The 23,705-nt window shown below is 70.6% G+C and carries 22 protein-coding genes; 19 read left to right on the top strand and 3 right to left on the bottom strand.

Annotated features, from left to right (window positions below; genetic code table 11):
- Positions 1 to 7: 7 nt before the first annotated feature.
- Complete coding sequence (locus WD341_RS16850) at positions 8 to 1,429, bottom strand: MBOAT family protein (protein WP_368426646.1); 1,422 nt, start codon at positions 1,427 to 1,429, stop codon at positions 8 to 10.
- A gap of 252 nt (positions 1,430 to 1,681) precedes the next feature.
- Between WD341_RS16850 and WD341_RS16845 the strand changes: the two genes are divergently transcribed.
- The gene (locus WD341_RS16845; RefSeq protein WP_368426645.1) at positions 1,682 to 2,623 is read left to right on the top strand and encodes a hypothetical protein; all 942 of its coding nucleotides are present in this window, start codon (positions 1,682 to 1,684) and stop codon (positions 2,621 to 2,623) included.
- 7 nt (positions 2,624 to 2,630) lie between these two features.
- On the opposite strand, the gene WD341_RS16840 is transcribed toward WD341_RS16845, so the two are convergent.
- Positions 2,631 to 3,806: a hypothetical protein gene (locus WD341_RS16840; RefSeq protein WP_368426644.1), complete on the bottom strand. Its 1,176-nt coding sequence runs from the start codon at positions 3,804 to 3,806 to the stop codon at positions 2,631 to 2,633.
- A gap of 368 nt (positions 3,807 to 4,174) precedes the next feature.
- Between WD341_RS16840 and WD341_RS16835 the strand changes: the two genes are divergently transcribed.
- From WD341_RS16835 to WD341_RS16815, 5 genes are all read left to right on the top strand, one after another.
- Positions 4,175 to 5,062, top strand: coding sequence for a hypothetical protein (locus WD341_RS16835; RefSeq protein WP_368426643.1), 888 nt, complete (start codon positions 4,175 to 4,177; stop codon positions 5,060 to 5,062).
- Positions 5,063 to 5,101: 39 nt separating this feature from the next.
- Complete coding sequence (locus WD341_RS16830; protein ID WP_368426642.1) at positions 5,102 to 5,797, top strand: methyltransferase domain-containing protein; 696 nt, start codon at positions 5,102 to 5,104, stop codon at positions 5,795 to 5,797.
- Positions 5,798 to 5,799: 2 nt separating this feature from the next.
- Complete coding sequence (locus WD341_RS16825) at positions 5,800 to 6,522, top strand: hypothetical protein (RefSeq protein ID WP_368426641.1); 723 nt, start codon at positions 5,800 to 5,802, stop codon at positions 6,520 to 6,522.
- 1 nt (position 6,523) lies between these two features.
- Positions 6,524 to 7,258 carry a glycosyltransferase gene (locus WD341_RS16820; protein ID WP_368426640.1) on the top strand — a complete coding sequence of 245 codons (735 nt, stop codon included), beginning with the start codon at positions 6,524 to 6,526 and terminating at the stop codon, positions 7,256 to 7,258.
- Between the two features lie 62 nt (positions 7,259 to 7,320).
- Positions 7,321 to 8,565 carry a hypothetical protein gene (locus WD341_RS16815; RefSeq protein ID WP_368426639.1) on the top strand — a complete coding sequence of 415 codons (1,245 nt, stop codon included), beginning with the start codon at positions 7,321 to 7,323 and terminating at the stop codon, positions 8,563 to 8,565.
- On the opposite strand, the gene WD341_RS16810 is transcribed toward WD341_RS16815, so the two are convergent.
- Complete coding sequence (locus WD341_RS16810; protein WP_368426638.1) at positions 8,562 to 10,010, bottom strand: exo-alpha-sialidase; 1,449 nt, start codon at positions 10,008 to 10,010, stop codon at positions 8,562 to 8,564. The genes WD341_RS16815 and WD341_RS16810 overlap by 4 nt on opposite strands.
- A gap of 151 nt (positions 10,011 to 10,161) precedes the next feature.
- Here WD341_RS16810 and WD341_RS16805 point away from each other — a divergent pair, with 151 nt between their 5' ends.
- The 13 genes from WD341_RS16805 to WD341_RS16745 all read left to right on the top strand — a co-directional run bounded on the left by WD341_RS16805 (position 10,162) and on the right by WD341_RS16745 (position 23,457).
- On the top strand, positions 10,162 to 11,079 hold the full coding sequence (locus tag WD341_RS16805; protein ID WP_368426637.1) for a glycosyltransferase family 2 protein: 918 nt from the start codon (positions 10,162 to 10,164) through the stop codon (positions 11,077 to 11,079).
- Between the two features lie 232 nt (positions 11,080 to 11,311).
- A complete protein-coding gene (gene rfbD / locus WD341_RS16800; RefSeq protein WP_368426636.1) occupies positions 11,312 to 12,217 on the top strand; it encodes a dTDP-4-dehydrorhamnose reductase in 906 nt (301 codons plus the stop codon).
- Positions 12,214 to 13,083, top strand: a complete 870-nt coding sequence (rfbA, locus tag WD341_RS16795) for a glucose-1-phosphate thymidylyltransferase RfbA (protein ID WP_368426635.1) — start codon at positions 12,214 to 12,216, stop codon at positions 13,081 to 13,083. Before rfbD ends, rfbA begins: the two co-directional genes overlap by 4 nt.
- 60 nt (positions 13,084 to 13,143) lie before the next feature.
- Positions 13,144 to 13,827: a methyltransferase domain-containing protein gene (locus tag WD341_RS16790; protein WP_368426634.1), complete on the top strand. Its 684-nt coding sequence runs from the start codon at positions 13,144 to 13,146 to the stop codon at positions 13,825 to 13,827.
- A gap of 83 nt (positions 13,828 to 13,910) precedes the next feature.
- A complete protein-coding gene (locus WD341_RS16785) occupies positions 13,911 to 14,774 on the top strand; it encodes a hypothetical protein (protein WP_368426633.1) in 864 nt (287 codons plus the stop codon).
- A gap of 149 nt (positions 14,775 to 14,923) precedes the next feature.
- Positions 14,924 to 15,724 (top strand): ABC transporter permease, encoded by an 801-nt coding sequence (locus WD341_RS16780; RefSeq protein ID WP_368426632.1) that lies wholly within the window; start codon positions 14,924 to 14,926, stop codon positions 15,722 to 15,724.
- 45 nt (positions 15,725 to 15,769) lie between these two features.
- Positions 15,770 to 17,263: an ABC transporter ATP-binding protein gene (locus tag WD341_RS16775; RefSeq protein WP_368426631.1), complete on the top strand. Its 1,494-nt coding sequence runs from the start codon at positions 15,770 to 15,772 to the stop codon at positions 17,261 to 17,263.
- Between the two features lie 104 nt (positions 17,264 to 17,367).
- Entirely contained in the window at positions 17,368 to 18,066 is a 699-nt protein-coding gene (locus WD341_RS16770; RefSeq protein ID WP_368426630.1) for a CmcI family methyltransferase, read from the top strand.
- A 47-nt stretch (positions 18,067 to 18,113) separates the two neighbouring features.
- Positions 18,114 to 18,995 (top strand): CmcI family methyltransferase, encoded by an 882-nt coding sequence (locus WD341_RS16765; protein ID WP_368426629.1) that lies wholly within the window; start codon positions 18,114 to 18,116, stop codon positions 18,993 to 18,995.
- Positions 18,996 to 19,245: 250 nt separating this feature from the next.
- Positions 19,246 to 20,253 (top strand): SIS domain-containing protein, encoded by a 1,008-nt coding sequence (locus WD341_RS16760; protein WP_368426628.1) that lies wholly within the window; start codon positions 19,246 to 19,248, stop codon positions 20,251 to 20,253.
- Between the two features lie 7 nt (positions 20,254 to 20,260).
- Entirely contained in the window at positions 20,261 to 21,307 is a 1,047-nt protein-coding gene (locus WD341_RS16755) for a glycosyltransferase family 2 protein (RefSeq protein ID WP_368426627.1), read from the top strand.
- Positions 21,308 to 21,440: 133 nt separating this feature from the next.
- Entirely contained in the window at positions 21,441 to 22,283 is an 843-nt protein-coding gene (gene kdsA / locus WD341_RS16750; protein WP_368426626.1) for a 3-deoxy-8-phosphooctulonate synthase, read from the top strand.
- Positions 22,284 to 22,362: 79 nt separating this feature from the next.
- On the top strand, positions 22,363 to 23,457 hold the full coding sequence (locus WD341_RS16745) for a glycosyltransferase (RefSeq protein WP_368426625.1): 1,095 nt from the start codon (positions 22,363 to 22,365) through the stop codon (positions 23,455 to 23,457).
- Positions 23,458 to 23,705: the final 248 nt, after the last annotated feature.

The following is a 23,705-nucleotide window of genomic DNA, read 5'->3' as shown; positions in this document are numbered from 1 at the left end:
CCCTCCCTCAGAACTGATAGTACAGGAAGGGACTGAACGTCTGGACCATGGCGTAAATCAGCACGAACGGCAGCAATCCGAAGACGAGAAGGCCTCGCGCCAGCGTCGCGGTCCTGCCGCTCGCCTCTTGGAGCCACAGGCCGGTGACGAAGCCCCCCGGCAGCAGGACCGACGCCGCGCCCAGCGCCAGCATCGCGAGGACCTGGTTGGTCAGCACCGCCGCGACGTTGGGCGAGAGGCTCCAGCCCGAGAAGGCGAAGAGGCTATCGTAGATCGTTTCCGCCTGTTCCATGCTGTTGGCCCGGAAGAGAATCCATCCCAGGATCACCAGCAGCAGGGTCGCCGGGCGCCGGAGCCCGGCGAGGCGCTCGGGCGCCAGGACGCGCAGGCCGGTGACCCGCTCGGCGATCAGCAACGCGCCGTGGTAGGCGCCCCAGAGCACGAACGTCCAGGCGGCGCCGTGCCACAGGCCGGTCAGCAGGAACACCAGGGCGAGGTTGGCGTACATCCGCAGCGACGAGACCCGCGAGCCGCCGAGCGGGATGTAGAGGTAGTCGCGGAACCACGTGGAGAGCGTCATGTGCCAGCGCCGCCAGAAGTCGGTCATGGAGACCGCCGAATAGGGGCGGGCGAAATTCTCGGGGAAGCGGAAGCCGAACATCCGCCCCAGCCCGATCGCCATGTCGCTGTAAGCGGAGAAGTCGAAGTAGAGCTGCACCGTGTAGGCGACGGCGACCAGCCAGGCGGTAGCGCTCGTCCACTCGGTCTCGCCGCCGTAGCCCGCCTCCGCGATCAGCCCGACCTGGTCGGCGATCAGGATCTTCTTGGCCAGGCCCCAGGAGAAGCGCAGCGCGCCGCGGGCGAAGTCGTCGAAGGATTCTCGGCGGTGGCCGAGCTGTTCCTCGACCGTGCGGAAGCGCACGATCGGGCCGGCGATCAGCTGCGGGAACATGGCGACATAGAGCGCGAAGTCCAGCGGGTTGCGCTTCGGGCGCGAGACGCCGAGCAGGATGTCGAAGACGTAGCTCATCGCCTGGAAGGTGTAGAAGGAGATGCCGATCGGCAGCACGACCGCGGCGAAGGACTCGGGCGCCAGGCCGACGACGCCGCCGACGACGTTGTACTGGTCGAGAAGGAAGTTCGAATACTTGTAGTAGCCGAGGATCGAGAGGTTGGTCGCCACGCTGAGGCCGCCGACGATCCAGGCGTCCCGCCGGTCCCGGGCCTGGCCCGCCAGCAGGCCCAGCAGGTAGTTGACCGCGATGCAGGCGAGCAGGACGAAGACGAAGGCGCCGCCGCCGGCGACGTAGAAGACGAGACTCGCCAGGAGCAGCCAGCCGTTCCGCAGCCTGCGCCCCCGAAGCAGGTAGTAGCCGAGGATCACCGCAGGCAGGAAATAGAAGAGGAAGCTGACCGAACTGAACACCATGGGGGCGGATTTCCGGCCGCGAAGCGAAGGCGGCGCCCTATGCACCCGATCCGTCAGGCCGTCAACGAACGGGACCCGCCTCGGTCGTGACCATTTCGGGGCAGGGCAAGCCGGTTGACCGGCGGGGGTGCCGCCGCTAGCAGTAGCCGGCCAGGACGGCATCCTCCTGGAAAAGCCCAGGAGTCCCGGAAAGTCCTGGCAGCCCGGAAAAACCCAGTGGTCGCGGAAAACCGAGTGGTTGCGGAAAAGCCAGTGGCGAGCCAGCCCTCCTCCCCGGCCGAGCGCGGCAACGACGATCCGGGGGGGCGGGTGCGCGTCTTCGTCGGCACCGACGAGAATCAGGTGCTTGCTTACCAGGTGCTGGCGGCGAGTATCCGGCGCCACGCCGGCCGGGCGGTCGAGATCACGCCGCTGGACGTCCTGGAGGTCCCGGAGCCGCGCGACCCCGCCCTGCGCTCGCGCACCGGCTTTACCTTCCACCGCTTCGCGATACCGGCGCACTGCGGCTACCGCGGCCGCGCCATCTACCTGGATGCCGACATGCTGGTGTTCAGCGACATCGGCGAGCTGTGGCGCTGGCCGATGCCGGGGCCGCTCGGCGTGCTCGGTACGGCACAGGAGACCGCGCGCGGCCGGCTGGCCCGCTACGCCGTGCTGCTGATGGACTGCGCGCGGCTGGACTGGGACGTCGAGGCCCTGATCGCCGACCTTGAGGCCGGCCGCTACAGCTACGAGAAGCTGGTCTACGAGCTCGGCTTCGTGCCGGACGAGAAGAAGGGCGAGAGCCTGCCGCGGCGCTGGAACAGCCTCGAGCGCTACCAGCCCGGCGAAACCGCCCTGCTGCACTATACCGACATGCCGCGCCAGCCCTGGGTCTATCCCTACAACCGCAATGGCGGCCTCTGGTACGCCGCGCTGCGCGAGGCGCTGGAGGCGGGCGAGATCGCGGAGGCGACGGTCGCCCAGGAGATCAACGCCGGACACGTCAGCCCCGACCTGCCGCGCTGGATCGGGCACCCGATCGCCGGCATCCTCGTCGCCCGGCGCGCCTGGCTGCCGCCCTACCTGCGACGGCTCCAGAACCAGCGCAGCGACAGGTCCTGGAAGCTGCGCTGCGCCCTGCGCCGCCGCACCACCTGGGCGCCCTGGTTCCACCGCATCCGGGACCGGCTGCGCGGCATCCCGGAGTGGTGACGCCGCGCTAGCCCCGGGCCCCCTCGACGATCCGGTCGAGGGCCCGCGCCGCGGCGTCTCCCGGCAGGCGCACGCGGTCCCGGAACTCGCGTCCCGCGGCCTGGAGCTCCTCTCGGCCCTCGGCCGCGCCCTCGAGGAAGTCGAGCCAGTCCGCCGATCGTGCGAGCAGCGGCAGCGGCCGGTAGGCGGGCAACGCGAGGCCGTAGGCCGCCACGGCCACCGGCCGGCCCGCGCAGGCGGCATCGAGGGCGGCGGTCGAGGGGGTGGTGACGACGGCGAGGGCGCCGGCGGCCAGCTCGGCGGCCGTGAGCTGCCCCAGGTCGGGATCGCCGGGCTCCAGGACCTCGACGCGCTGAAGTGCGCCCAGGCGCCGCGCGTGGTCCGCGCTGCGCGCGCCGATCGCCGGGTGGGGGCGGAGCAGGAAGCGCAGGTCCCGCCGCTCGCCCGCCGCCCGCTCGAGATCGTCGAAGAAGGCCGCGCGGTAGGCCTCGTCGTAGCGGTGCCAGTGCAGGTTCTCGAAGACGCAGACAAGCGGGCGCCCGTCCCCGCCCGGCAAGAGCCCTCGGGCGGGCAGCGAATCCGGCCGCCCCACCGCCAGGCATTTCGCCCGCGTCGCCTCGGGCACCTCCGCCGGCAGCCCATCCGGCTCGGCCCAGGTCAACACCGTCCTGGAAGCGAAGCGCACCTGGCGATGGACGGCGTCGAAGTAGGTGAGGCCGACGTTCTCGAGTCCGTGCTGCAGCGTGAAGGTGGCGAGGCCGGCGGCCTCGGCGACGCGCGTCAGGGCGTGGCCGACGCGGTGCGGCGGCGCGCTCGACTCCGAGGCGGTCACCAGCGCGTCGAAGGCCGCAAGGCCCGGCGCCGCCCCGAGGAGCAGCCACTGGTGCCCGACGATACGGACCGGGGTTCCCGCGGCGCCGAGCAACTCGAGGGACGCCGGGTGGGTCTGCTGCAGGCGGGCGGTCGCCCAGGCCTCGGCGACAAGGTCGCGCCGCCGGGCCGCCTCGGCGAGCAGCGGCGCCAGCACGGCGACGTCCTGGCTCAGGTGCGCGAAGAAGACCACCCGCGGCGCCCCCTCCCCGCGCGCCGGGCGCAGGAGGCGGCGCAGCCGCGCGGCCGCGACTCCACCGGCGACGGCAGCCCGGCTGAGGTTCTCCCTGAGGCCCTGCCCGATCGCGGTCACTTCGTTCCTGTCGTTCGGCGCAGTGCGCGCTGGCACTTGGGAGGCCGGCCCGCGCGCCCTGGCGGGTCTGATGCAGAGGGGCTCACAAGCTGTCAATCGCGATTGCGGTCGGCCGGACGGGATGCTAGACGGACCGCCATCAAAGGGCAGCGCCCCCGCCACCATCGCCGCCCGTCCTCCCGAGCGCCGCTCGGCCCCTGAACCCGAGCGGCCGACAGGCGCTCCCGCGGTAGGCGACGGCGAGGACAGGGGGTGTTGACCGGCTCCGTTTCACCCGTCGGGCGCTCGATCCGGCACGACAAGGAAATCCTCTCGGCGTGACCGCTGCGCTCGCTGCATCGCCTCCGGCGGAGGCCCCCCTTTCGCCGGTGCGAGTCTGCTTCACCGGCCGCAATCGCGCGGGCTCCTGGATCGTGCGCGGCGCCCAGATGAGCCGGCAGCGCGCCAACTGGTACGGTGCCCAGGACATCTCCGATCTCGACCTCGACGCCTACGACATCTTCTGCTTCGTCAAGCGACCCCTGCTCGAGGTCCAGGAGAGGCTGCTGCAGGCCGGCAAGATTCTCGTGCTGGACGTCGTCGACGGCTGGGCGCAGCCGGACGACACCCTGCGCGTGCACAGCCGCGCCGACGCGCAGGCGGTGTTCCGTGAGCGCTGGCAGGAGCTGCTGCCCTTTCACGCGCATATCCTGGCGAACCGCGCGATGTACACAGACCTGCGGCCGCTGACGCGCAACGCGACCTACATCTACCACCACTCGAACCCCATCCTGGCCCCGCACCCGATTCGCCCGGAAGTGAGCACCGTCGCATACGAGGGCAACGAGAGCTACCTGGGCGCCTGGCGCGAGGTCATCGAGCGGCTGTGCGCGGCGCGCGGCCTGCGTTTCCTCGTCAATCCCACGGACTACGCGGAGATCGATATCGGCTTCGCGGCGCGCGAGGGCGAGAGCGCCGGCTACCTGCCCAACCGCTACAAGTCGAACGTCAAGCTGGCGAACTTCCTGGCCCTGGGCACGCCCTGCATCGTCAGCAGCGCCGACGTCTCCTACCAGGAGACGGACCCCGGCGGCGTGCGCTTTTTCGCCACCGAGCAGCAGCTCGAACGGCAACTCGACCGCCTTCTGGACTACGACCTCCGCCAGGCCATCCACGAGTGCTTTTGCTCGGCCGCTCCGCTATTCTCGATCGAGCGGATCACCAAGGTGTACGAGCATTTCTTCCTGGAGCTTCTGCGCCGCTTGCGGCACCCCTAGGGGCGATCGGCAAGGATAGAGAGCGATCTGATGCTAACGATGGTCAAGAGACTGGTCGGCAGGACGGCGCCCGAGGCGACATCCGCGGCCGCGAAGGGTGAACCCGCCGAGGACAAGACCGCCCGGCGCGCCGCCAAGGCGGCGGGCAAGGCCAAGACCGGGGCCGGCAAGGCCGCCCGGCCGAGGTTCCAGGCGCCGCCCGACGACGGCAAGGTGCGGCTCAACCTCGGATCGGGCGACAAGAACCTGCCGGGCTACGTCAACGTCGACGTCGCGCCCTCGCGCAAGGGCGCCGCGCCCGACCTGCTCTGCGACCTACGCTCCCTGAAGCTGGAGGACGGCTACGCCGACGAGTTGCTGTCGGTCCACGTCATCGAGCACTTCTACTACTGGGAGGTCCAGGAGCTGCTGGCCGAGTGGCGCCGTGTCATCAAGCCTGGCGGCCGTATCGAGCTGGAATGCCCGAACCTGGCCTACGCGGCGCAGCAGATCGTCGAGGACGAGGGGCGGCTGGCCGACGCCAGCGACGGCTGGCGGACGACCATGTTCGTGCTCTACGGCGACCCGGCCTGGAAGGATCCCCTGATGTGCCATCGCTGGGGCTGGACCCCGCGCACGCTGGGGGCGGAGCTCGAGCGCGCCGGCTTCGTCGAGGTCCGCGAGGAGCCGGCGCTGTTCAAGCGCGGCAATCCGCGGGACATGCGGGTCGTCGCAGTCAAACCGAACGAGGAATAGCGATGCGGCTTCGCGAGCTTCGAGACGTCTATGCGGGCCAGGACATCTACATCGTCGGCACCGGACCCAGCATCAACGTCTTCCCGATGGATTTCCTGGAAGACAAGATCTGCCTGTCGCTGAACGACGCCTACAAGGCGCACCCGGCCGTGACGCCGATGGCGCTGATGCACCACCAGCTCTACGCGCACAAGGGGCGATCAATCACCGCGCCCTACCACGAGAACCTGAAGGGCATCCGCTATCCGATCGTCAAGGCGTCGGGCCGGAACCGGGCCGAAGTGGCGGACTGGGATCACCCCTTCTTCTACTACTTCGACTGGTCCCACGAGATCGACGACATCTGGACGCAGACGAAGGACACCGACGAGCTGATCTACATGCGCGAGGGCTGCTCTCTTCACGCCGCCCTGCAGATCGCCTGGATCGCCGGCGCCTCGACGATCTTCACGATCGGCTGCGACAGCCGCACGCTCGGCGGCAAGCACTACGCCGCCTACGACAAGGACCAGTTCCGCGACGACGAGGTCCTGAAGCGCGGCAACGAACGGAATTACGACGCCTACGTCTACGGCGGCCTGGTCATCCAGGAGTTCCTCCGCCAGAAGGGCGTGCGCGTCATCAGCCTCTCCGGCATCGTCGGCTACCACCTGGTCGACTACCAGTACGACGTCCTGCGCGGAGAGGTGCCGCTAGACGACGTTTTGACGAGGGGGCGCGAGTGACATGAAGATCGTCATCGGAACCGAGGCCAACCAGTACGTGCCTCAGCAGGTCCTGATCTACTCGATCCGGCAGTCGATGTCGCTCGACGCCGAGATTCTGCCGACCACCCAGCAGGCCCAGCGCATTGGCGGCACCAATTTCGGCTTCGTGCGCTTCATGGTGCCCTCGATGTGCGGCTACCAGGGTCGCGCGGTCTACCTGGACGCCGACCAGCTGGTCTTCACCGACATCAAGGAGCTGTTCGAGCAGATCGACGACAGCCACGCCATCGCCTGCGTGCAGGACGCCGAGGGCACCTTCGGCGGCAAGGTCATCGAGCGAGCCAACCAGACCAGCGTCATGGTCCTGAACTGCGACAAGCTGCGCGACTGGGACCCCGAGACGATGTTCGACAAGGTCGTGCCGAACCGCACGCCGCTCGCGGAGGGCCAGATCCACTATCGCAACTTCATGAAGCTGGACCACATGGACCAGTCGCGCATCCAGCCGCTCGATCCCCGCTGGAACCACTACAACATCGTGCGCGACGACACCAAGCTGGTGCACTTCAGTCACGTCCGCTCGCAGCCCTGGAAGAGCCCGGAGCACCCGCTGACCGATCTCTGGTCGGATTGGCTGGTGCGCGCGATGCGGGCCGGCTACCTCTCGCGCTTCCGCTTGCTTCGGGAGATCGCCGCCGGGCATCTGGACAAGCACTTCCTGAAGCACGTCTACAGCCTCAAGGCCGCAGCCTGACGATGAACCCTTTTTCGCTCCTGGTGGATGACCTGGGGGTCGGTCGGGTCCAGCGAAGGCTAGTGGGCAAGGAGCTCCGCCAGGCCCTCGGCGACCGGCAGGAGATCCGCCTGCTGTCGACGCTGCCGCCGAAGGCGCCGCCGACGCGCTGGCAGGTCGAACCCGCTCCGGGACGGCGCCTGGCGACCCTGCTCTCGGTCTTGAGCGGCGAGGCGGCCGGCGGCCCGACGGTCTGGCTCTCGGCGCAGTCCATGGTCCTGGCGGCCCCCGGCGATCCCTTCGAGGGGCCGGCGGCCGCGCTCCGCCTGTCTCCGGGCGTGCGCCTCGGCCTGCAGGCGGCGCTCGCCGTCGACCCGGGCGCTCCGGAATACGCTGCGCTGGCAGCCAAGGCCATGGCGCTGCTGGCGAGCGACTTCCATGAGGCTGCCGACGCCCAGATCGAGGGCGCCGCCCTGACCGGCTGGCGCCCCCTGCCCTACAACCATCCGGAGCGCGGCGGGATCGTGGACTGCCGGCGCCTGACCGCGCGACCCTGGTACTGCGCGACCGCGCCGGGAGCCGGCGCCTGGGACGAGCGGTTCCGCGAGGCCGTCCGCAGCGGCGAGATCGAGCGTGCCGCCGTCGAGGCCGACGTGGTGGAGGGGCTGCTGCGTCCCTCCGCGCTGTTCCAGCTGGACAACGACCTGCTTCCGGCCGGGGACCTGCCGCGCACGGTCCTCGACATCGATACCGCCACGCGCTTCGCCGAGGTGCGCCTGTCGGACGACCGGCTGCACAAGATCGCCACCGTGCGCTATGCGCTGCCGCGCAAGCGAAACGCGCCCGAGCGGCCGCGGGAGCTGCCGAGCGGCGAGAGCTTCCGCGCCCGGCGCGGTATCCGGACAGACGGCGAGCTGGTGCTGTGGGCCCTCGACGTCGGGCGCTTCGCGATCCTGCATCCCTGGAAGTTCGCCGGCATCGCCCGCACCAAGGTCCGGGCGCTCGCGCAGGGCCGGAAGACGCCGCAAGGCAAGAAGAACAAGAAGGCGAAGAAGAAAAAGGACCCGGCCCAGCTGCAGGAACGGCGCGGCCTCAAGCAGAATGACCAGGCCCTCAAGCAGGAGCGCCTGGCCGGGAAGCAGGCGGGCGCGGCACAGAAGCGCGCGCGTCGAAACGGGACGAAGCCGTCGGCCTCGCCAGGCGATCCGGCATCCCGCGGCCTGGGGCAGAGAGCCCAGGAAGCCGCCCGTCTCGCCGTCGGGCACCCGCGCCAGTTCGCCGGCATCGTCCTGCGCAAGGCCCAGGCGGCGCTCGGCCGCCGCGGCTAGCTTGGCTCTTCCAGAAGGTAGGCGAAGTACATGGCGTGGCCGCCGCCGGCCGGCGGTGCCGCGTTGGCGCCCAGGCGGTGGCGGCCCGGCTGCAGGGCTGTCGTGAGCAGCCGGAAGCGGGCCCTGTCGGTGCGCAGCTCGCCCGCCAGCGGGCTCATCCGCGCCATCCACTTCGGCAGGCGCCGGAGTTCCGCGTCGACCGCCAGCACGAGCCGTGCCGGGCGATGCAGCTCGAAGGCGATCTCGGCCTCCGGCCCCGTGCCCTCGCGCCGCAGCTCGTCGTTCAGCGGGCAGAGCGCGAGCGCGCCGCGCAAGGTCTCGGGCGCCTCGACCAGCTGCACCGTCTTGTCGGCGAGATAGACCGTCTCGCCGAGATCGAGGCGGCGCAGAGCGGCGAGCGGCGCCTCTGCCGTCGCCGGCCAGACGCTCGCCAGGCGCGGCTCGCCCTGCCGGATCCAGTCCTCATCGAAGACGAAATGGGCGACGCGCTCGGCCCGCCAGGTCAGGGTCAGGTGGAGCCTGCCGTCGGCCCGCTGAACCATCGAGGGATAGGAGTACTGTACGCGCGCGGCGGCGACGTCGAGGAAGGGCACCAGGGTGCGGCGCAGCGGCCAGGTCTCGCCGCCGTCCTCCGACAGCGCCACGACGATCGGCGAGCGCCGGTCGCGCCGCTGCTGGTCCGTGAAGGCCAGCGCCAGGCGGCCGCTGGCCAGCGGCACCACCGCGATCCCCGAGTTGTTGTTGGGCAGGTCCAGGGCGCGCGGCCGGGACCAGCTGGTGCCGCCGTCGTTCGACACCATCCGGTAGATGGCGCGGCAGCGCATGTCCCTGAGGTAGACCTGCAGGCCGTGGCCCGGCGTGCCGATCAGCACCGGCTGGATCAGCGAGTCGGTCTTCGGCAGCGCCAGCTCCCGCCAGCTCGCGCCCTCGTCGCTCGATCGCCACAGCAGCGAACGGGGCGGCCGCCGGTCGATCTCGCAGAGCGGCAGCAACCAGGCGCCCTCGTGAACGAGGAGGGGGTGCCGCGGCCAGAGACCCGGCCGGGGCGGGAACCCGGCGGGCGCAAGCTCGACAGGCTCGCTCCAGGTCCACCCGGCGTCCCGGGAGCGGCGGTGGAGGAGCTGCGTCTCGCGCGCCTGCCGCGGCGGGAAGGCGACGTAGAAGAGATGCCAGGTGCCGTCGCCTCCGAGGTGCAGCACCGGGTTGCCGACGGCGCGGCCGGGGTGCGCCGCGATCGTCTCGCCGGCCTGCCATTGCGGGCCGAGCAGGGGGTCCGTGCCCGGATGCAGGCGCGACAGTCGGCCGACGACGTCGCCATGGCCCTCCAGGCTGCCGCTGAACCAGACGCAGGCAAGGCCGGAGGCCCCGAGATCGGTCAGCTGCGAGCCGTGCGAAAAGGGAAAGCGGTCGTCGGGTTCGTTGACGAACTGCTGGTACAGGCGCATGGAGTCCGATCCGAAGTTCGGCCCCCAATTGGAACAGAACCGCCCAGTGATCAAGCCGTCATTCATGCCGCACGAGCCGAACGCGCGGCCGGCCCACCCCGGCACGTGCCCAGTGGGAACGGCCGAGTCGACTGCCCGCGTCGATGCGGTCGTGATCAACTGGAACGCCGGGGAGCTGCTGCGCCGCTGCCTCGCCAGCCTGGGCGCCAGCCCGGCCGATCGTGTCCTCTTGCGCCGCCTGGTCGTGGTCGACAACGGCTCGTCCGACGGCTCGACCGCCGCCCTGCCCGAGGGCGAGCTGCCGCTGGAACTGCTCACGCCCGCCGAGAACCTGGGCTTCGGGCGCGGCTGCAACGTCGGGGCGGCGGCCGGCAGCGCGCCCTACATCCTGTTCCTCAACCCGGACGTCGAGATCCTGCCGGGCGCGGTGGCGAGCCTGGTCGCCCACCTGGAGAAGCCGGGCAACGCCAGGGTCGGCCTGGCCGGCGCGCGCACGCTCGACGCCGCCGGCCTGGTGCAGCGGCACTGCGCCCGCTTCCCGACGCCCGGCCGCAGCCTCGCCCAGAGCCTGGGACTCGACCGGCTGTTCCCGCGGGCCTTCCCGCCGCACTTCCTGTCCGAGTGGGACCACGGCGAGACCCGCGCGGTCGACCAGGTGATCGGCGCCTTCTTCGTGATCCGCCGCCCGCTCTTCGAGGCGCTCGGCGGCTTCGATCGCCGGTTCTTCCTCTACTACGAGGACGTCGACCTGGCGAAGCGCGCCGCCGACGCCGGCTGGCGCAGCGACTACGTCGCGGAGGCCGCGGTTAGGCACGTCGGCGGCGGCACGACGCGGCAGATCCCGGCGCGGCGCCTCGGCTACCTGCTCGCCAGCCGGGTGCGCTATGCGGCGAAGCACTTCTCCCTGCTCCCGGCCGCCCTGGTCGCAGCCTCGGCCCTGATCCTGGAGCCGCTCGTGCGCGCGCTGCGCGGCCTCGCGCTCGGCCGCACCGGCGAGGTCGGGTCGGCCCTGACGGGCATGCGCCTGGCATGGGCCGAGCTGCTGAGCCGGCCGCCCCGGCGCGGTTGAACGGCGGACGGCCCGAGCCCGGCAGGCGGCGCCCGGTACCTTGTGCCTCGCCGCCGGAGTGGCTATAGACGGCGCACCGCCGGATCGCCTGGTGTTGGCCCTCGCGCCTGCTGCCGGCCCCGACCTGGCGGCCCGGCAGGCGAAGGTACCGCAGCCGGCACGCCCCGCAGGCACCCAGGCAGCGGCGAAACCACCACCAGCCAGCCATTCTCGGGAGTTGGATCCACACCCCATGAGCGGAGCCGTTCTTCTCTTCGGCGGGGCCGGGCAGGTCGGGCGCGAACTGGCGGCCCTCGCGGCCTCGCGCGGCGTTCCCTTGGTCGCGCCGGCACGCGAGGCCGTGGATCTCTGCGACCGCGCCGCCGTCGAAGCCGAGCTGCGCCGCGACGCCCCGGCCGTGGTCGTCAACGCGGCGGCCTATACCGCCGTCGACAAGGCCGAGTCCGAGCAGGAGGAGGCGCTGCGCGTGAACCGCGACGGCGCCGCGACCCTGGCCGCGGCGGCCGCGGCGGCGGACCTGCCCTTCGTCCACCTCTCCACCGACTACGTCTTCGACGGCAGCGCCCGCGAGCCCTACCGCGAGGACGCTCCGGTCAGCCCGCTGAGCGCCTACGGCCGCAGCAAGGAGGCGGGCGAGCGCGCCGTCCGCGAGGTCTGCCCGCGGCACGTGATCCTGCGCACCGCCTGGGTCTTCAGCCCCTTCCGCTCCAACTTCGTGAAGACCATGCTGCGCCTCGGCGCCGAGCGGCCGGAGCTGCGCATCGTCGACGACCAGCTCGGCTGCCCGACAGCGGCCGCCGACATCGCGGCGGCCGTCCTGACGATCGCCGAGGCGGTCGTCCGCCCGGGGTTCTCGGACTGGGGCACCTATCACTTCGTCGGTGCCGAGCGCATGACCTGGTTCGGCTTCGCCCGGCGGATCTTCGAGCTGGCGCGGGCAGAGGGCCGTCCGGTGCCGGCGCTGGCGCCGATTACGACCCCGGAGTATCCGACGCCGGCGCCGCGGCCCGCCTACTCGGTGCTGGACACGACAAATCTCGGCCGGGTCTTCGGCATCCAGCCGCCGCCGTTGGCCGACAGCCTGCGGCAGTGCGTCGTGGCGCTGCTCGAGCAGCAGACAGGGGAGAGAAGCGGGTGAAGGGCATCGTTCTGGCGGGGGGCTCCGGCACGCGGCTCCACCCCGTCACCATCGCGACCAGCAAGCAGCTGATGCCGGTCTACAACAAGCCGATGATCTACTTCCCGATCTCGGTATTGATGCTGGCCGGCGTCCGCGACATCCTGATCATCACCACGCCGGAAGACCAGGAGCGCTTCGTCAAGCTGCTCGGCGACGGCAGCCAGTGGGGCGTCAGCTTCAGCTACGCCGCCCAGCCGCGCCCCGAGGGGCTGGCCCAGGCCTTCATCATCGGCCGGGACTTCGTCGGCGGCGGCGGCTGCGCCCTGGTGCTGGGCGACAACATCTTCTACGGCACCGGCCTCGGCCAGAAGCTGCGCCAAGCGGCCGAGCGGCCCTCGGGCGCCACCGTCTTCGCCTGCCTGGTCGACGACCCGCAGCGCTACGGCATCGTCACCTTCGACGCCGAAGAGCGGCCGGTCGAGATCGTCGAGAAGCCGAGCCATCCCAAGTCGCACTGGGCGGTCACCGGCCTCTATTTCTACGACAACCGGGTGCTCGACATCGCCGCTGGCCTGAAGCCCTCGCCGCGCGGCGAGCTCGAGATCACAGACGTCAACCGGGCCTACCTGGAGAGCGGCGACCTCCATTGCGAGCGCCTCGGGCGCGGCTTCGCCTGGCTCGACACCGGAACCTACGAATCGCTGCTGGAGGCCGGGGAGTTCGTACGGACCATCGAGCGCCGCCAGGGCCTGATGATCTCGGCGCCGGAGGAAATCGCCTACCGCCAGGGCTTTATCGACGCAGAGCAGCTTGCCCGGCTTGCCGAGGGGCTCTCGAAGACCGACTATGGCCGCCACTTGAGGGCGGTACTGGACAGCGACTGATCCCGACCCAGGGCTGCCCGACCGGCGACTCCCCCGCAACGATTGGGCTGCAAGGCACGCATGGCCTCCGAGAACATCAAGGACTGGATCGAGAAGAACTGGCGCTTCGTGGGATCGCGCGTGCTCGAACAGGGAGCCAAGCACTACAAGGACCACAGCACCCTCGACCTGCGCGCTATGTTCCCAAAGGTCGAGCGATTCGTCGGCATGGATCTCCAGGACGGAGGGGGCGTCGACGTCGTCTGCGACCTGCGCAGCCCCTTCGAGGAGATCGACGCGGCCGTGCAGGGGAAGCGCTTCGACACGATCTTCTCGATCAGCGTGATGGAGCATGTCGACGACATCTTCACGGCCGCGCGCAACACCTCGCGCCTGCTCGAGGAGGGCGGCCACCTGTTCATCTCCGTGCCCTTCGTGTTCCGGCACCACGGCTACCCGAGCGACTACTGGCGCTTCACGGCGGAAGCCGTGCGCTTCCTGTTCCGGGACTTGGACTTCGAGAGCAAGGAACTGGCGGAGCGGGCCTGGATCTCGACGCTGGAGGCCGGAGACCGCACTCGGCTGCCGGCGAGCTTCGAGAAGCGCAACCGCTTCATGCACCGGCCGAAGGAGACCGAGGCCCGGCAGGAGCGCAAGGCGATGAAGCTGCAAAACGCCGAGGGCCAGGACGTCGAGGTGCCGGGCTACTCCCTGGCTCCGACGATGATTAACATGATCGGGCGGAAGCGCAGCGAGAGCGCCTGAGCCAGTCGCCCGCGGGTACGCCGCGGGCGACGCAATGGCCGGTGCCGCCCGCCGGCCGGACACGACAGGATCGAGAAGCGGCGATGACGTCCCAGCGCCTGCTCATCCACATCGGCATCGGCAAGGCCGGCTCGAGCCTGCTGCAGGCTTGGCTCGCCGGCCGCAGGGACCTGGCCACCGTCAACACCCGCGACATCTACCGGGCCGCTTTCGGGCGGCGCGAGATCGCCGGCTACTGGCTGAGCGACGAGCACCTGTCCCTCGGCCTGGAGTTCCAGGGCGACACCGGCGAGGTAACCGCCCCGATCCCGATCAAGACCTTCCAGCGCGCGGCCGCCCACCAGCTCAGGAACCTATTTCCCGAGGCCCGGATCCTGCTCGTCACGCGCGGTTTCGCCGGCTTCCTGCCCTCGATGTACTCGCAGTACGTCAAGAAGGGCGGCACGCTGTCCTTCGCCGAATTCCTGGATCGCTACCGGGCGCTGTTCCTGGACGTGTTGGACTTCGACTACCTCGTGCGGACCTACCGCGAGGCCTTCGACGCCGAAAACCTCACGATCCTGCCGTTCGAGCTTCTGGGCGACCGGCCCGACGTCTTCTTCCGGGCCGTCGGCGAAATCCTGGGTCTCGAGGTGCGGAAGGCGCCGCACCAGAGCGTCAACCCCAGCCTCACGCCGGGGCAGATCGCCGTCTTCGCCGCCACCAACCGCCACGCGATCAGACTGGCCAGGGCGCTGGGCCCCCGTCGTGGCAAGCGATTCATGAAGGCCTACAGGCGGGCATGGCTGCAATCCCAGTGGTCCGTGGCCGCCTCGGCCGCGCTGGCGCGCTCGGCGCAGCAGCTCGTCGTGCCCACGCCCTATCTGGAGGCATTCCGAGGCCGGGCGGCGACGCTGGCCGCCCTGCCCTCCTTCGCCGACTACCGGGAGCAGTACCTCCTCGACTGACGGCGGACCCGCGACTCCTGGGCGAGGAGGGCCACGTCGTCGTGGCATGGGTGCTGCCCTTGCAGGAGCAGCCCTGCCAGAGGCGGCTTGGCGCTCCTGCGCCCGGCCATGTAGATTGCCGCTCTCAAACGCTCCGGACACCGCCAGGCATGGAAGCCCACAGCAGACGCACGCTCTCAGAGCGGCTGGCCACCCCGCTCTTCCTGGGATGGCAGATCTTCGTGCGCGACTTCCGCGCGCGCTATCGCCGCGCGATGCTCAGCCTGATCTGGGTGCTGGCGCCGATGGTGATGATCGCCGGCACCGCCTACGTCGTGGCGCGCGAGCTCGACCTGGAGATGCTGGACAAGGGGGTGCCCTACCCGGTGACCCTGATCGCCGGCCTGCTCCTCTGGGGCGTCTTCTCGGAAGCCGTGAGCGGGCCGCAGCAGATGTGCCGGCGCTCCCGGACCTTCCTGCGCAAGGCGCCGATCGACTACGGGGCGATCCTGGTCGGCGCCACCGGCTACGTCGTCCTGAACTTCCTGATCAAGCTGCCGATCCTGATCGGCGTCATGGTCTGGTTCGGAATCGTGCCGACGCTCGAGGCGCTGCTGGTCCTGCCGCTGCTGGTCGCGCTGTGGCTGCTGGGGCTCTCCCTGGGCGCGCTGGTGGCGCCGCTCAGCCTCGTCTACTTCGACGTCCGCTACGGCCTGCCCTTCGTGCTGATCCTGCTGCTGGTGCTGACGCCGGTCCTCTACCCGCCACCCGAGGCCGGCCTGCTGCAGGTCATCACGCAGTACAATCCGCTCGCGCACCTCATCGTCGCAGCGCGCGACCTGCTGCTGACCGGCAACTCGACCTTCGAGCTCGCGGCCTTCACGAGCGCGGCGGGCGTTCTCCTGCTGCTCGCCCCCCTGGCGCTGCTCTACTACTACCGGGGCATGCCGAAGGGCGTGGTCCACATCTAGACCAGCGCACCCAGCAACATTTCGCGGAAATCCACCATCACCAGCATGCTGCCTGAGCCGAGCGATTCCCCCGCGCAGCCCTCCGAGGCCGACTCCGATACCCCTGCGACCGCGGAGGGCGCCGAGCCTGCCGCCGCCGAGAAAAGTCAGCCGGCGGTGACGCTCGAGAGCCTGGACAAGGTCTTCTGCGCCGATCTCTGGCGGTCGAGCCGCTACGCCCTCTTCGATCTGCTGACGCCGGCGGCGCTACGCCGCCGGACGGCCGACAAACCACTGAGGCCGCAAGAGTTCTACGCCCTGCGCGACGTCAGCTTCACCGTAGCCAAGGGCGAGACGGTGGGGGTGCTGGGGCTGCGGCGGAGCGGCAAGTCGACGCTGGCGAACGTCGTCGGGGGGCTCTATCCGCCGGACCGCGGCAGGGTCTCGGTACCGGGACGCACGGCGCTGGTCAATGCCGTGGCGGGCGGCTTCAGGCCGATGCTGACGCTGCGGGAGAACCTGCGCTTCCGCGCCGCCCTCTACGGCGCCGACCGGGCGTGGCTGAGGGAGCGGACCGACGAGGTGCTGGAGTTCGCGGGCCTGCGGGACCAGGCCGAGCGGCCGACCTTCAACGCCGACCCGATCCACGTCCGGCGCCTGGGCCTCTCGATCGCCCTCCACCTGGAGGCCGACACCTTCGTTTTCGACGAGAGCCTGTCCCTGCGCGACCCGGTCCTGGGGGAACGGGCCCAGCAGCGCCTGTTCTCGCTCCTGGAGGGGCGCAGCGCCCTGATCCTCAGCCAGGACCGCGACCTGCTCTGGACCTACGCGACACGCGGGCTGGTGCTCGATCGGGGCCAGATCGTGTTCGACGGCCCGATCGACGAGGCGATCCTGACCCTCGACCAGTTGCGCGAGAACGAGCGCATGAGCGGCAACCTCGAGGCGTCCCTCGACTCCTCGCAGGGCCTGCTCGACGAGGAGGAAGGCGAGGAGGCTGACCTCGAATCCGAGACCGGAGAGGAGACGGAGGCCGAGCAGCCGGCCGAAGGCCCCGCACGCGCGCCCTACGTCCGCGCGATGCGGCCGCCGCTGTTCAAGGGCCCCTCGTTCGAGACCGAGCACGTCCAGGTCGCCGGCATGGAGGTCGACCGGAACCTGCGCTTCTGGTTCCTCTTCTCGCGCGGAGAGACCGTCGAGCTCGCCTTCCGACTCCGCGCCCTGAGGAAGATCGAGTTCGACGGCGCCTGGATCGCCCTGCACCGACCGGGGCTGGAGCCGCCGATCGGCACGTCGCCGGTCGAGATCTCGGGGCTGTCCCTTGCGTCCGATACCGGCCGGCAGCAGCTGGCCGCGGGACAGCACATAGAGGTCCAGGGAAGCATCACCATCCCGCAGCTGACCCGGGAGCACTTCGGGCTGTCCTTCCAGGTCGGCATCGGAGGGGCGCAACCGGCGAAGAGCGAGACGGTCAAGATCGCCGGCTTCGGCATCCTCGAGCCCGAGGCGGACGGCAAGGGCGTCACCCTCAGCTGGTCCGGCTCGGGGACCTGCTTCTAGAATTCGGCCCTACCCAACCCTCGACAAGCAGCGGCAGAGGCGCTAACGATCCCGCCGCGTCCCCCCGCACCGATGCCGTGCGCCAGTCTCCGGAAAAGTCACCCATGAAGTTCGAGAAGAGCGCACAAGCGTCTCGAGCGGTCGTCGAGAAGTACCGCTCCGCCTGGAAGCAATCCCTATCGGACTGGGTTAACGATTACCAATCCCAGGTCGTCCGCGGCTACGGCTACATCCATTGGCGCGGCGTCCCGATCGTGCAGGCGCCCCAGGATCTCTGGACGTTCCAGGAGATCCTCATGGAGCGCCAGCCGGAGGTGGTGGTCGAGATCGGCTCCGCTGCGGGCGGCCTGACCCAGTACCTGGCCGACCTGCTGTCGCTGCTCGGCGGCGAGCGCCGGGTCGTCTCGATCGATATCTCGCGCGTGAACTTCCAGGCCAGCAGCCCGCTGATCCACTGCATCACGGCGGCCTCGGAGGCGGAGTCGACCGTCTCGGAGGTCGCCGAGCTGTGCCGCGGGCGCAAGACCTTGATCATCCACGACGGAAACCACCGCGCCGAGGCCGTTTACCAGGATCTCCTGTCCTACAGCGACCTGGTCACGCCCGGCCAGTACTACATCGTCACGGACGGGATCATAGACCTCTTCAAGGAAGAGGGCGTAAAGCTGAGCAAGAAGTATCCCGGTCCGCTCGTCGCCGTCGAGGCGTTCCTGGAGCACGACCAGCGCTTCCGGCCGGATCTCGAGCGGGAGAAGTTCGCGGTCACCTACAATCCGATGTCCTTCCTGGAGCGAATCGCCTGATCCGGGCGACGGTGCCTTCGTCTTCGTCCAGCGGCGCGAGAGCAGAGATGGCCGGTGCGGAAACCAACCTGGAGCAGAAGCGCAAGCGCGCGATGGCGCGCCTGAAGGCGGCCCTGGAGAACCCGACCCTGCTGACCGAGGTGCCGCCGGCCGGGCGCAGCGAGCCGGCGCCCGCGGGCCTGTCGGCCCTGGGGCTCGCGCTGCGGAACTGGCGCGCCTTCCTGCGCGGCGGCCTGGCCGCGGCACTGGAGGCGGAGCAGCCGCTGGCGGGCGAGCCAAGCCTGCGGGACCCCTTCCGCATGACCGTGGCCGAGTACCACCAGCGCTATTTCCAGTCGACCTTCATGCGCAACATTTTCTGGATGGGCGTGCCGACCCTGAAGATGGTCAGCGACCTCTGGATCTACCAGGAGATCATCCACCAAGCCCGACCCGATATCGTCGTCGAGATCGGGAGCCATTTCGGCGGCAGCACTCTGTTCCTGGCGCATCTGCTGGACCAGGTCGGGCACGGCGATATCCTCTCGATCGACATCAGCCGCGAGGTCTATCTCGCGAAGCATCCCCGGATCAGCGAGATCACCGGCGACAGCGGCAGCGGCGCGGTCATCGAGCAGGTCCGAGAGCGCACCGCCGGGCTGAAGACGATGGTCGTCCACGACGGCGACCACAGCGAGGCGGCCGTGCGGCGCGACCTGGAGGCCTATGGCGACCTGGTATCGCGCGGGCAATTCCTGATCGTCGAGGACAGCATCGTCGACGTCTTCAATCCGGCGCGCTACCGCCTGCGCGAGATGGACGGCGGGCCGCTGCCGGCGATCCGCGCCTTCGTCGAGGCCCGCCCCGGCCGGTTCGAGATCACCGACCTGCATCGGCGCTTTCTCCTCAGCGCCAGCCCCTTCGGCTATCTGAAGCGGATCGAGGACTAGGTGTACAAGGACGTTCGGGCGGCTGGAACGTTCACCCTGTCGGGACTCCACACGCGCCGGCCGGGAGGCCAGTCGACTGGCTTCGCGACCGAAATCGGTCCGTGAATGCAACGAATCCAGCGAGTAGACTGTCCTGGCTGCACGACGGCGGAGAGACGGCGGACTTGCTTCTGCTGCCAACTCCCCCGAACCGCGACCGTCCGGCAGAGGAGGTAGAAGCAGTGACCCGGTGCCCAGAGGAAAGAGGCAAATGAACCGCAGCAGTACCGCCCGCGCCCAGGGCAAGGAGAGCAACGACCGCGACATCCTGACGGCTGCCCGGAGCGTGGTCGAGATCGAGAGCGACGCCGTGCGCCAGCTGGCCGGCTGCCTGGACGCGAAGTTCGAAGAGGCCGTGCGCATGATCGCCGGCGCGCCAGGTCATGTCATCGTCACCGGCATGGGCAAGAGCGGCCATATCGGCCGGAAGATCGCGGCCACCCTGGCCTCGACCGGGACGCCTGCCTTCTTCGTTCATCCGGGCGAGGCCAGCCACGGCGACCTCGGCATGGTCACGCACTCCAACGTCGTCATCGCGATCTCCAATTCCGGCGAGACCTCCGAGCTGTCCGACCTGGTCGTCTACACGCGGCGCTTCGAGATCCCGCTCATCGGCATCACCTCCCGCGCCGAGAGCACCCTTGGCCGACGGGCCGACGTCGCCCTGGTGCTGCCGAAGATGGAGGAGGCCTGCCCGCTGGGCCTGGCCCCGACGACCTCGACGACGCTCACCCTGGTCCTGGGCGATGCCCTGGCGGTGGCGCTGCTCAGCCACAAGGGCTTCACCCACGAGGGCTTCCGCGACTTCCATCCCGGCGGGCGTCTCGGCAACGTGCTGCAGCGCGTGCGCGACATCATGCATAGCGCCGAGCGCATGCCGGTCGCGCAGCTCGGCGAGCGCATGGGCGAGGTGCTGATCCGCATGTCGGCCGGCGGCTTCGGCTGCGTCGGCGTCTTCGACGGGCAGGAGGTCCTGGTCGGCATCGTGACCGACGGCGACCTCCGCCGCCACATGTCGCCCGACTTCGTCGACCTGGCGGTCGAGGAGGTGATGAGCCCGCACCCCCAGACGATCGCCGCCGGCGCGCTCGCCGCCGAGGCCCTGAAGCTGATGACCGAGAGCCGCATCAACGGCCTCTTCGTCGTCGATTCCGGGAACGACCGGGTGCCGGTGGGTTTCCTGCACCTGCACGACTGCCTGCGCAGTGGAGTCTACTGAGCGCGGCGTGGCCGCCCTGCCGAAAGCCGCCGGCGACGGCGGCGCGCCCGCCGCTCCCCTGGTGCGTCTCGTGGTCGTCGCCTACAACTCCGGCGGCGACCTGCGGCGCTGCCTCGACTGCCTGCTGGCCCAGAGCGTCACGGCGCTGGAGATCGTCGTCATCGACAACGCCTCGACCGACGGCGCCGTCGAAGCGCTGGAGATCGCGGACGCCCGCGTGACCCTGGTCAGGCTGCCCGCCAACCTCGGCTTCGCCGCGGCCAACAACCGCGCGGTCGAAGACGCTAGGACGCCGTTCGTCGCGCTGGTCAACCCCGACGCCTTCGCCGAGCCGGACTGGCTCGCCCGGATGCTCGCCGGCGCCGAGCGCCATCCCTGGGCCGACATGTTCGCCTCGGTCCAGCTGAAGGCGGACGACCCCAGTCGTCTGGACGGCCTCGGCGACTGCTACTTCGCCGGCGGAGTCGCCTGGCGTGGCGGCTTCGGCCAGCCCTTCGAGCCACCGGCCGCGGACCGGCGGGTCTTCGCCCCCTGCGGTGCCGCCGCGCTGTTCCGCACCACGCGCTTCCGCGCGGCAGGCGGCTTCGACGAGCGCTACTTCTGCCTGCTCGAGGACGTCGACCTGGCCTTCCGCCTGCGCCTGCTCGGCGGCGACTGCGTCCTGGTCGCCGACGCGCTGGTCCGGCACACCGGCTCCGCCACGATCGGCGAGAACAGCGATTTCTCGCTCTACCACCTGGCCCGCAACCAGAGCTGGGTATTCCTCAAGAACATGCCCCTGCCGCTGCTGGTGCCGCTGCTGCCGGTGCATCTCGCCCTGGTCGCCCTGCAGCTGGCCAGCAGCCTGCGTCGCCGGCGCTGTCGCCCGGTCGCGCGCGGCCTGCGGGACTCGGCGCGCGGGCTGGCCGCGCTCTGGCGCACGCGCCGGGCGGTCCAGGCCGGGCGGCAGGTGGGCCTCGGGACGCTCGCCCGCTCCTTCACCTGGTCGCCGCGCCGGCTGCTGCGCCGCGATGCCTGCCTGAGAGGGCTTCCCGGACGTGGCGGGCGAGAGTGAGGCCGGGGAACTTTGCGCTTGTCGGCCGCGTCGTCTTTGCGATAGCTCTGCCCGGAGACGCACCCCCGCCGTGCGAGCCCCGTGAGCCGCTGCATCCCGAGCGGGCTCCGCGGCCATTTATCAGGAGCCAGCGATGACCTCGCCGAAGACCGTTCGCGTCGGCGCCCTCGAGATCTCCAACGACCGCCCGCTGACCTTCATCTGCGGCCCCTGCGCCCTGGAGAGCCGGGAACACGCGCTGGAGACCGCCAACGCGCTCAAGGAGATCGGCGCCAAGCTCGGCGTCGGGGTGATCTACAAGACCAGCTACGACAAGGCCAACCGCACCTCGCTCGACTCCGAGCGCGGTCTCGGCATCGACCGCGGGCTGGAGATCCTGGCCGAGGTCCGCTCCTCGGTCGGCCTGCCGGTGCTGACCGACGTCCACACCGCTGAGCAGGCGGTGCGCGCGGCCCAGGCGGTCGACGTCATCCAGATCCCGGCCTTCCTCTGCCGCCAGACCGACCTGCTGATCGCCGCCGGCGAGAGCGGCGCCGTGGTCAACGTCAAGAAGGGGCAGTTCCTGGCGCCCTGGGACATGGCCAACGTCGCGGCCAAGGTCGCCAGCACCGGCAACGAGCGGATCCTGCTGACCGAGCGCGGCGTCAGCTTCGGCTACAACACCCTGGTCTCCGACATGCGCGCGCTGCCGGTGCTCGCCCAGACCGGCTGGCCGGTGGTCTTCGACGCGACCCATTCGGTGCAGCAGCCGGGCGGCCTCGGCGGCCGCTCCGGCGGGCAGCGAGAGTTCGTGCCGGTGCTGGCGCGGGCCGCGGTCGCGGTCGGCGTCGCCGCCGTCTTCATGGAGACCCACCAGGACCCGGACAAGGCGCCTAGCGACGGCCCGAACATGGTGCGCCTGGCCGAGCTGCCGGCCCTGATCGAGACTCTCATGAACTTCGACCGCCTGGCCAAGCGCGTGCCGGCGGAGGCGTGAGGCGACGGCCGGCGGGACAGGGCGCGGCGCGCGCCCGCGTGTGACCGGCGGCGGCTCCGGCGCGCGGAAGGGGTCATCGGTGGAGGCCGGCCTGCCGATTCTCGCCCTGCCCCGCTACGGCCGCCTGGGCGCCAGCAGCCGGCTGCGCCTCTACGACTTCGACCCATACCTGCGGGACGCCGGCCTGGCGCCGCGCTACCGGCCGCTGCTCGACGACGGCTACCTGCGGCGCTTCTACGGCTCCGGCGAGAAGTCGGCCTCGGGCCTTGCCGGGCGCTATCTGCAGCGCGTCGCCGCCCTGCTGCGGCCCGGCGAGACCCGGCTGTTCTGGATCGAGAAGGAGCTGCTGCCCTTCCTGCCGTTTATCGAGGAGGCGCTGCTCGCGCGCAGCCGCCGCCCGGTCGTGCTCGACCTCGACGACGCCTGGATGCTGCGCTACGAGGAGCACCCCCGCGCGGCGGTGCGCCGGCTCCTGGGGCACAAGTTCCGCGCCCTCGTGCGCCGCGCCGACCTGATCGTGGCGGCGAACCGGCACCTGCAGGACTGGGCCGAAGGCCAGGGCGCGCGCGCCACGCTGCTCGTGCCCACGGTCGTCGACCACCAGGCCTACCCGCCGGCGGACCACGGCACGGCCGACGGCGCGCTCCGGCTCGCCTGGATCGGCAGCCCGACGACCTCGCAGTACCTGGGTCCGGTGCTGCCGCTGCTCGCGCAGCTCGCCGAGCGCCGGCCACTGACGCTCGTGCTGATCGGCGCCGGGCCGGTCGAGCAGGCGGGCCTCGCCATCGAGCGGGTCGCGTGGTCGGAGGCGGCGGAGAAGTCGGTGCTGGCCTCCTGCCACCTCGGCATCATGCCGCTCAGCGACGGGCCCTGGGAGCGCGGCAAAAGCGGCTTCAAGCTGATCCAGTATATGGCGGCCGGCCTGCCCGTCGTCGCCTCGCCGGTCGGCGCCAACCGCGACATCGTGACGCCGGACACCGGCTTCCTGGCAGCGGACGGCGAGGCGTGGCGGCTGGCGCTCGAGCGGCTGCTGCCGGACCCCCGGCTGCGGGCGACGATGGGAGCGGCCGGCCGCCGGCGGGTCGAGAGCGACTATTCCCTGGTCGCCTGGGGGCCGCGCCTCGCCTCGGCGCTGCGCAGGCTCGCCGACGAGGGGCGGCAACGGCCCTCGTAGGGCCTGCCCGCTCGCCCGTTTTTTTGGTACCACGCGCCATGCCTTCATCGATCCGCCCAAATGGCCCGCCACGATCCGCCCGCTGCCCGTTTCGGCAGCGGAGTCGCGGTCGGGCCGCGATCATCTCGAACGGGGGCAACAGAAATCCGATGGCCGTGGCCGGGACGCTGGTATGAGTGCGCCGAAACTTCTCCTGTGGGACTGGCACCGGCAGGGTGGCGGGCCCCGCTACACCTGGGAGCTGGCGC

It is taken from the genome of Tistlia sp. (genome assembly GCF_040905785.1).
Taxonomy (GTDB): domain Bacteria; phylum Pseudomonadota; class Alphaproteobacteria; order Kiloniellales; family DSM-21159; genus Tistlia.
The sequence above is the reverse complement of the archived record's forward strand: the minus strand, read 5'-3'. Positions and strand labels throughout refer to the sequence as shown.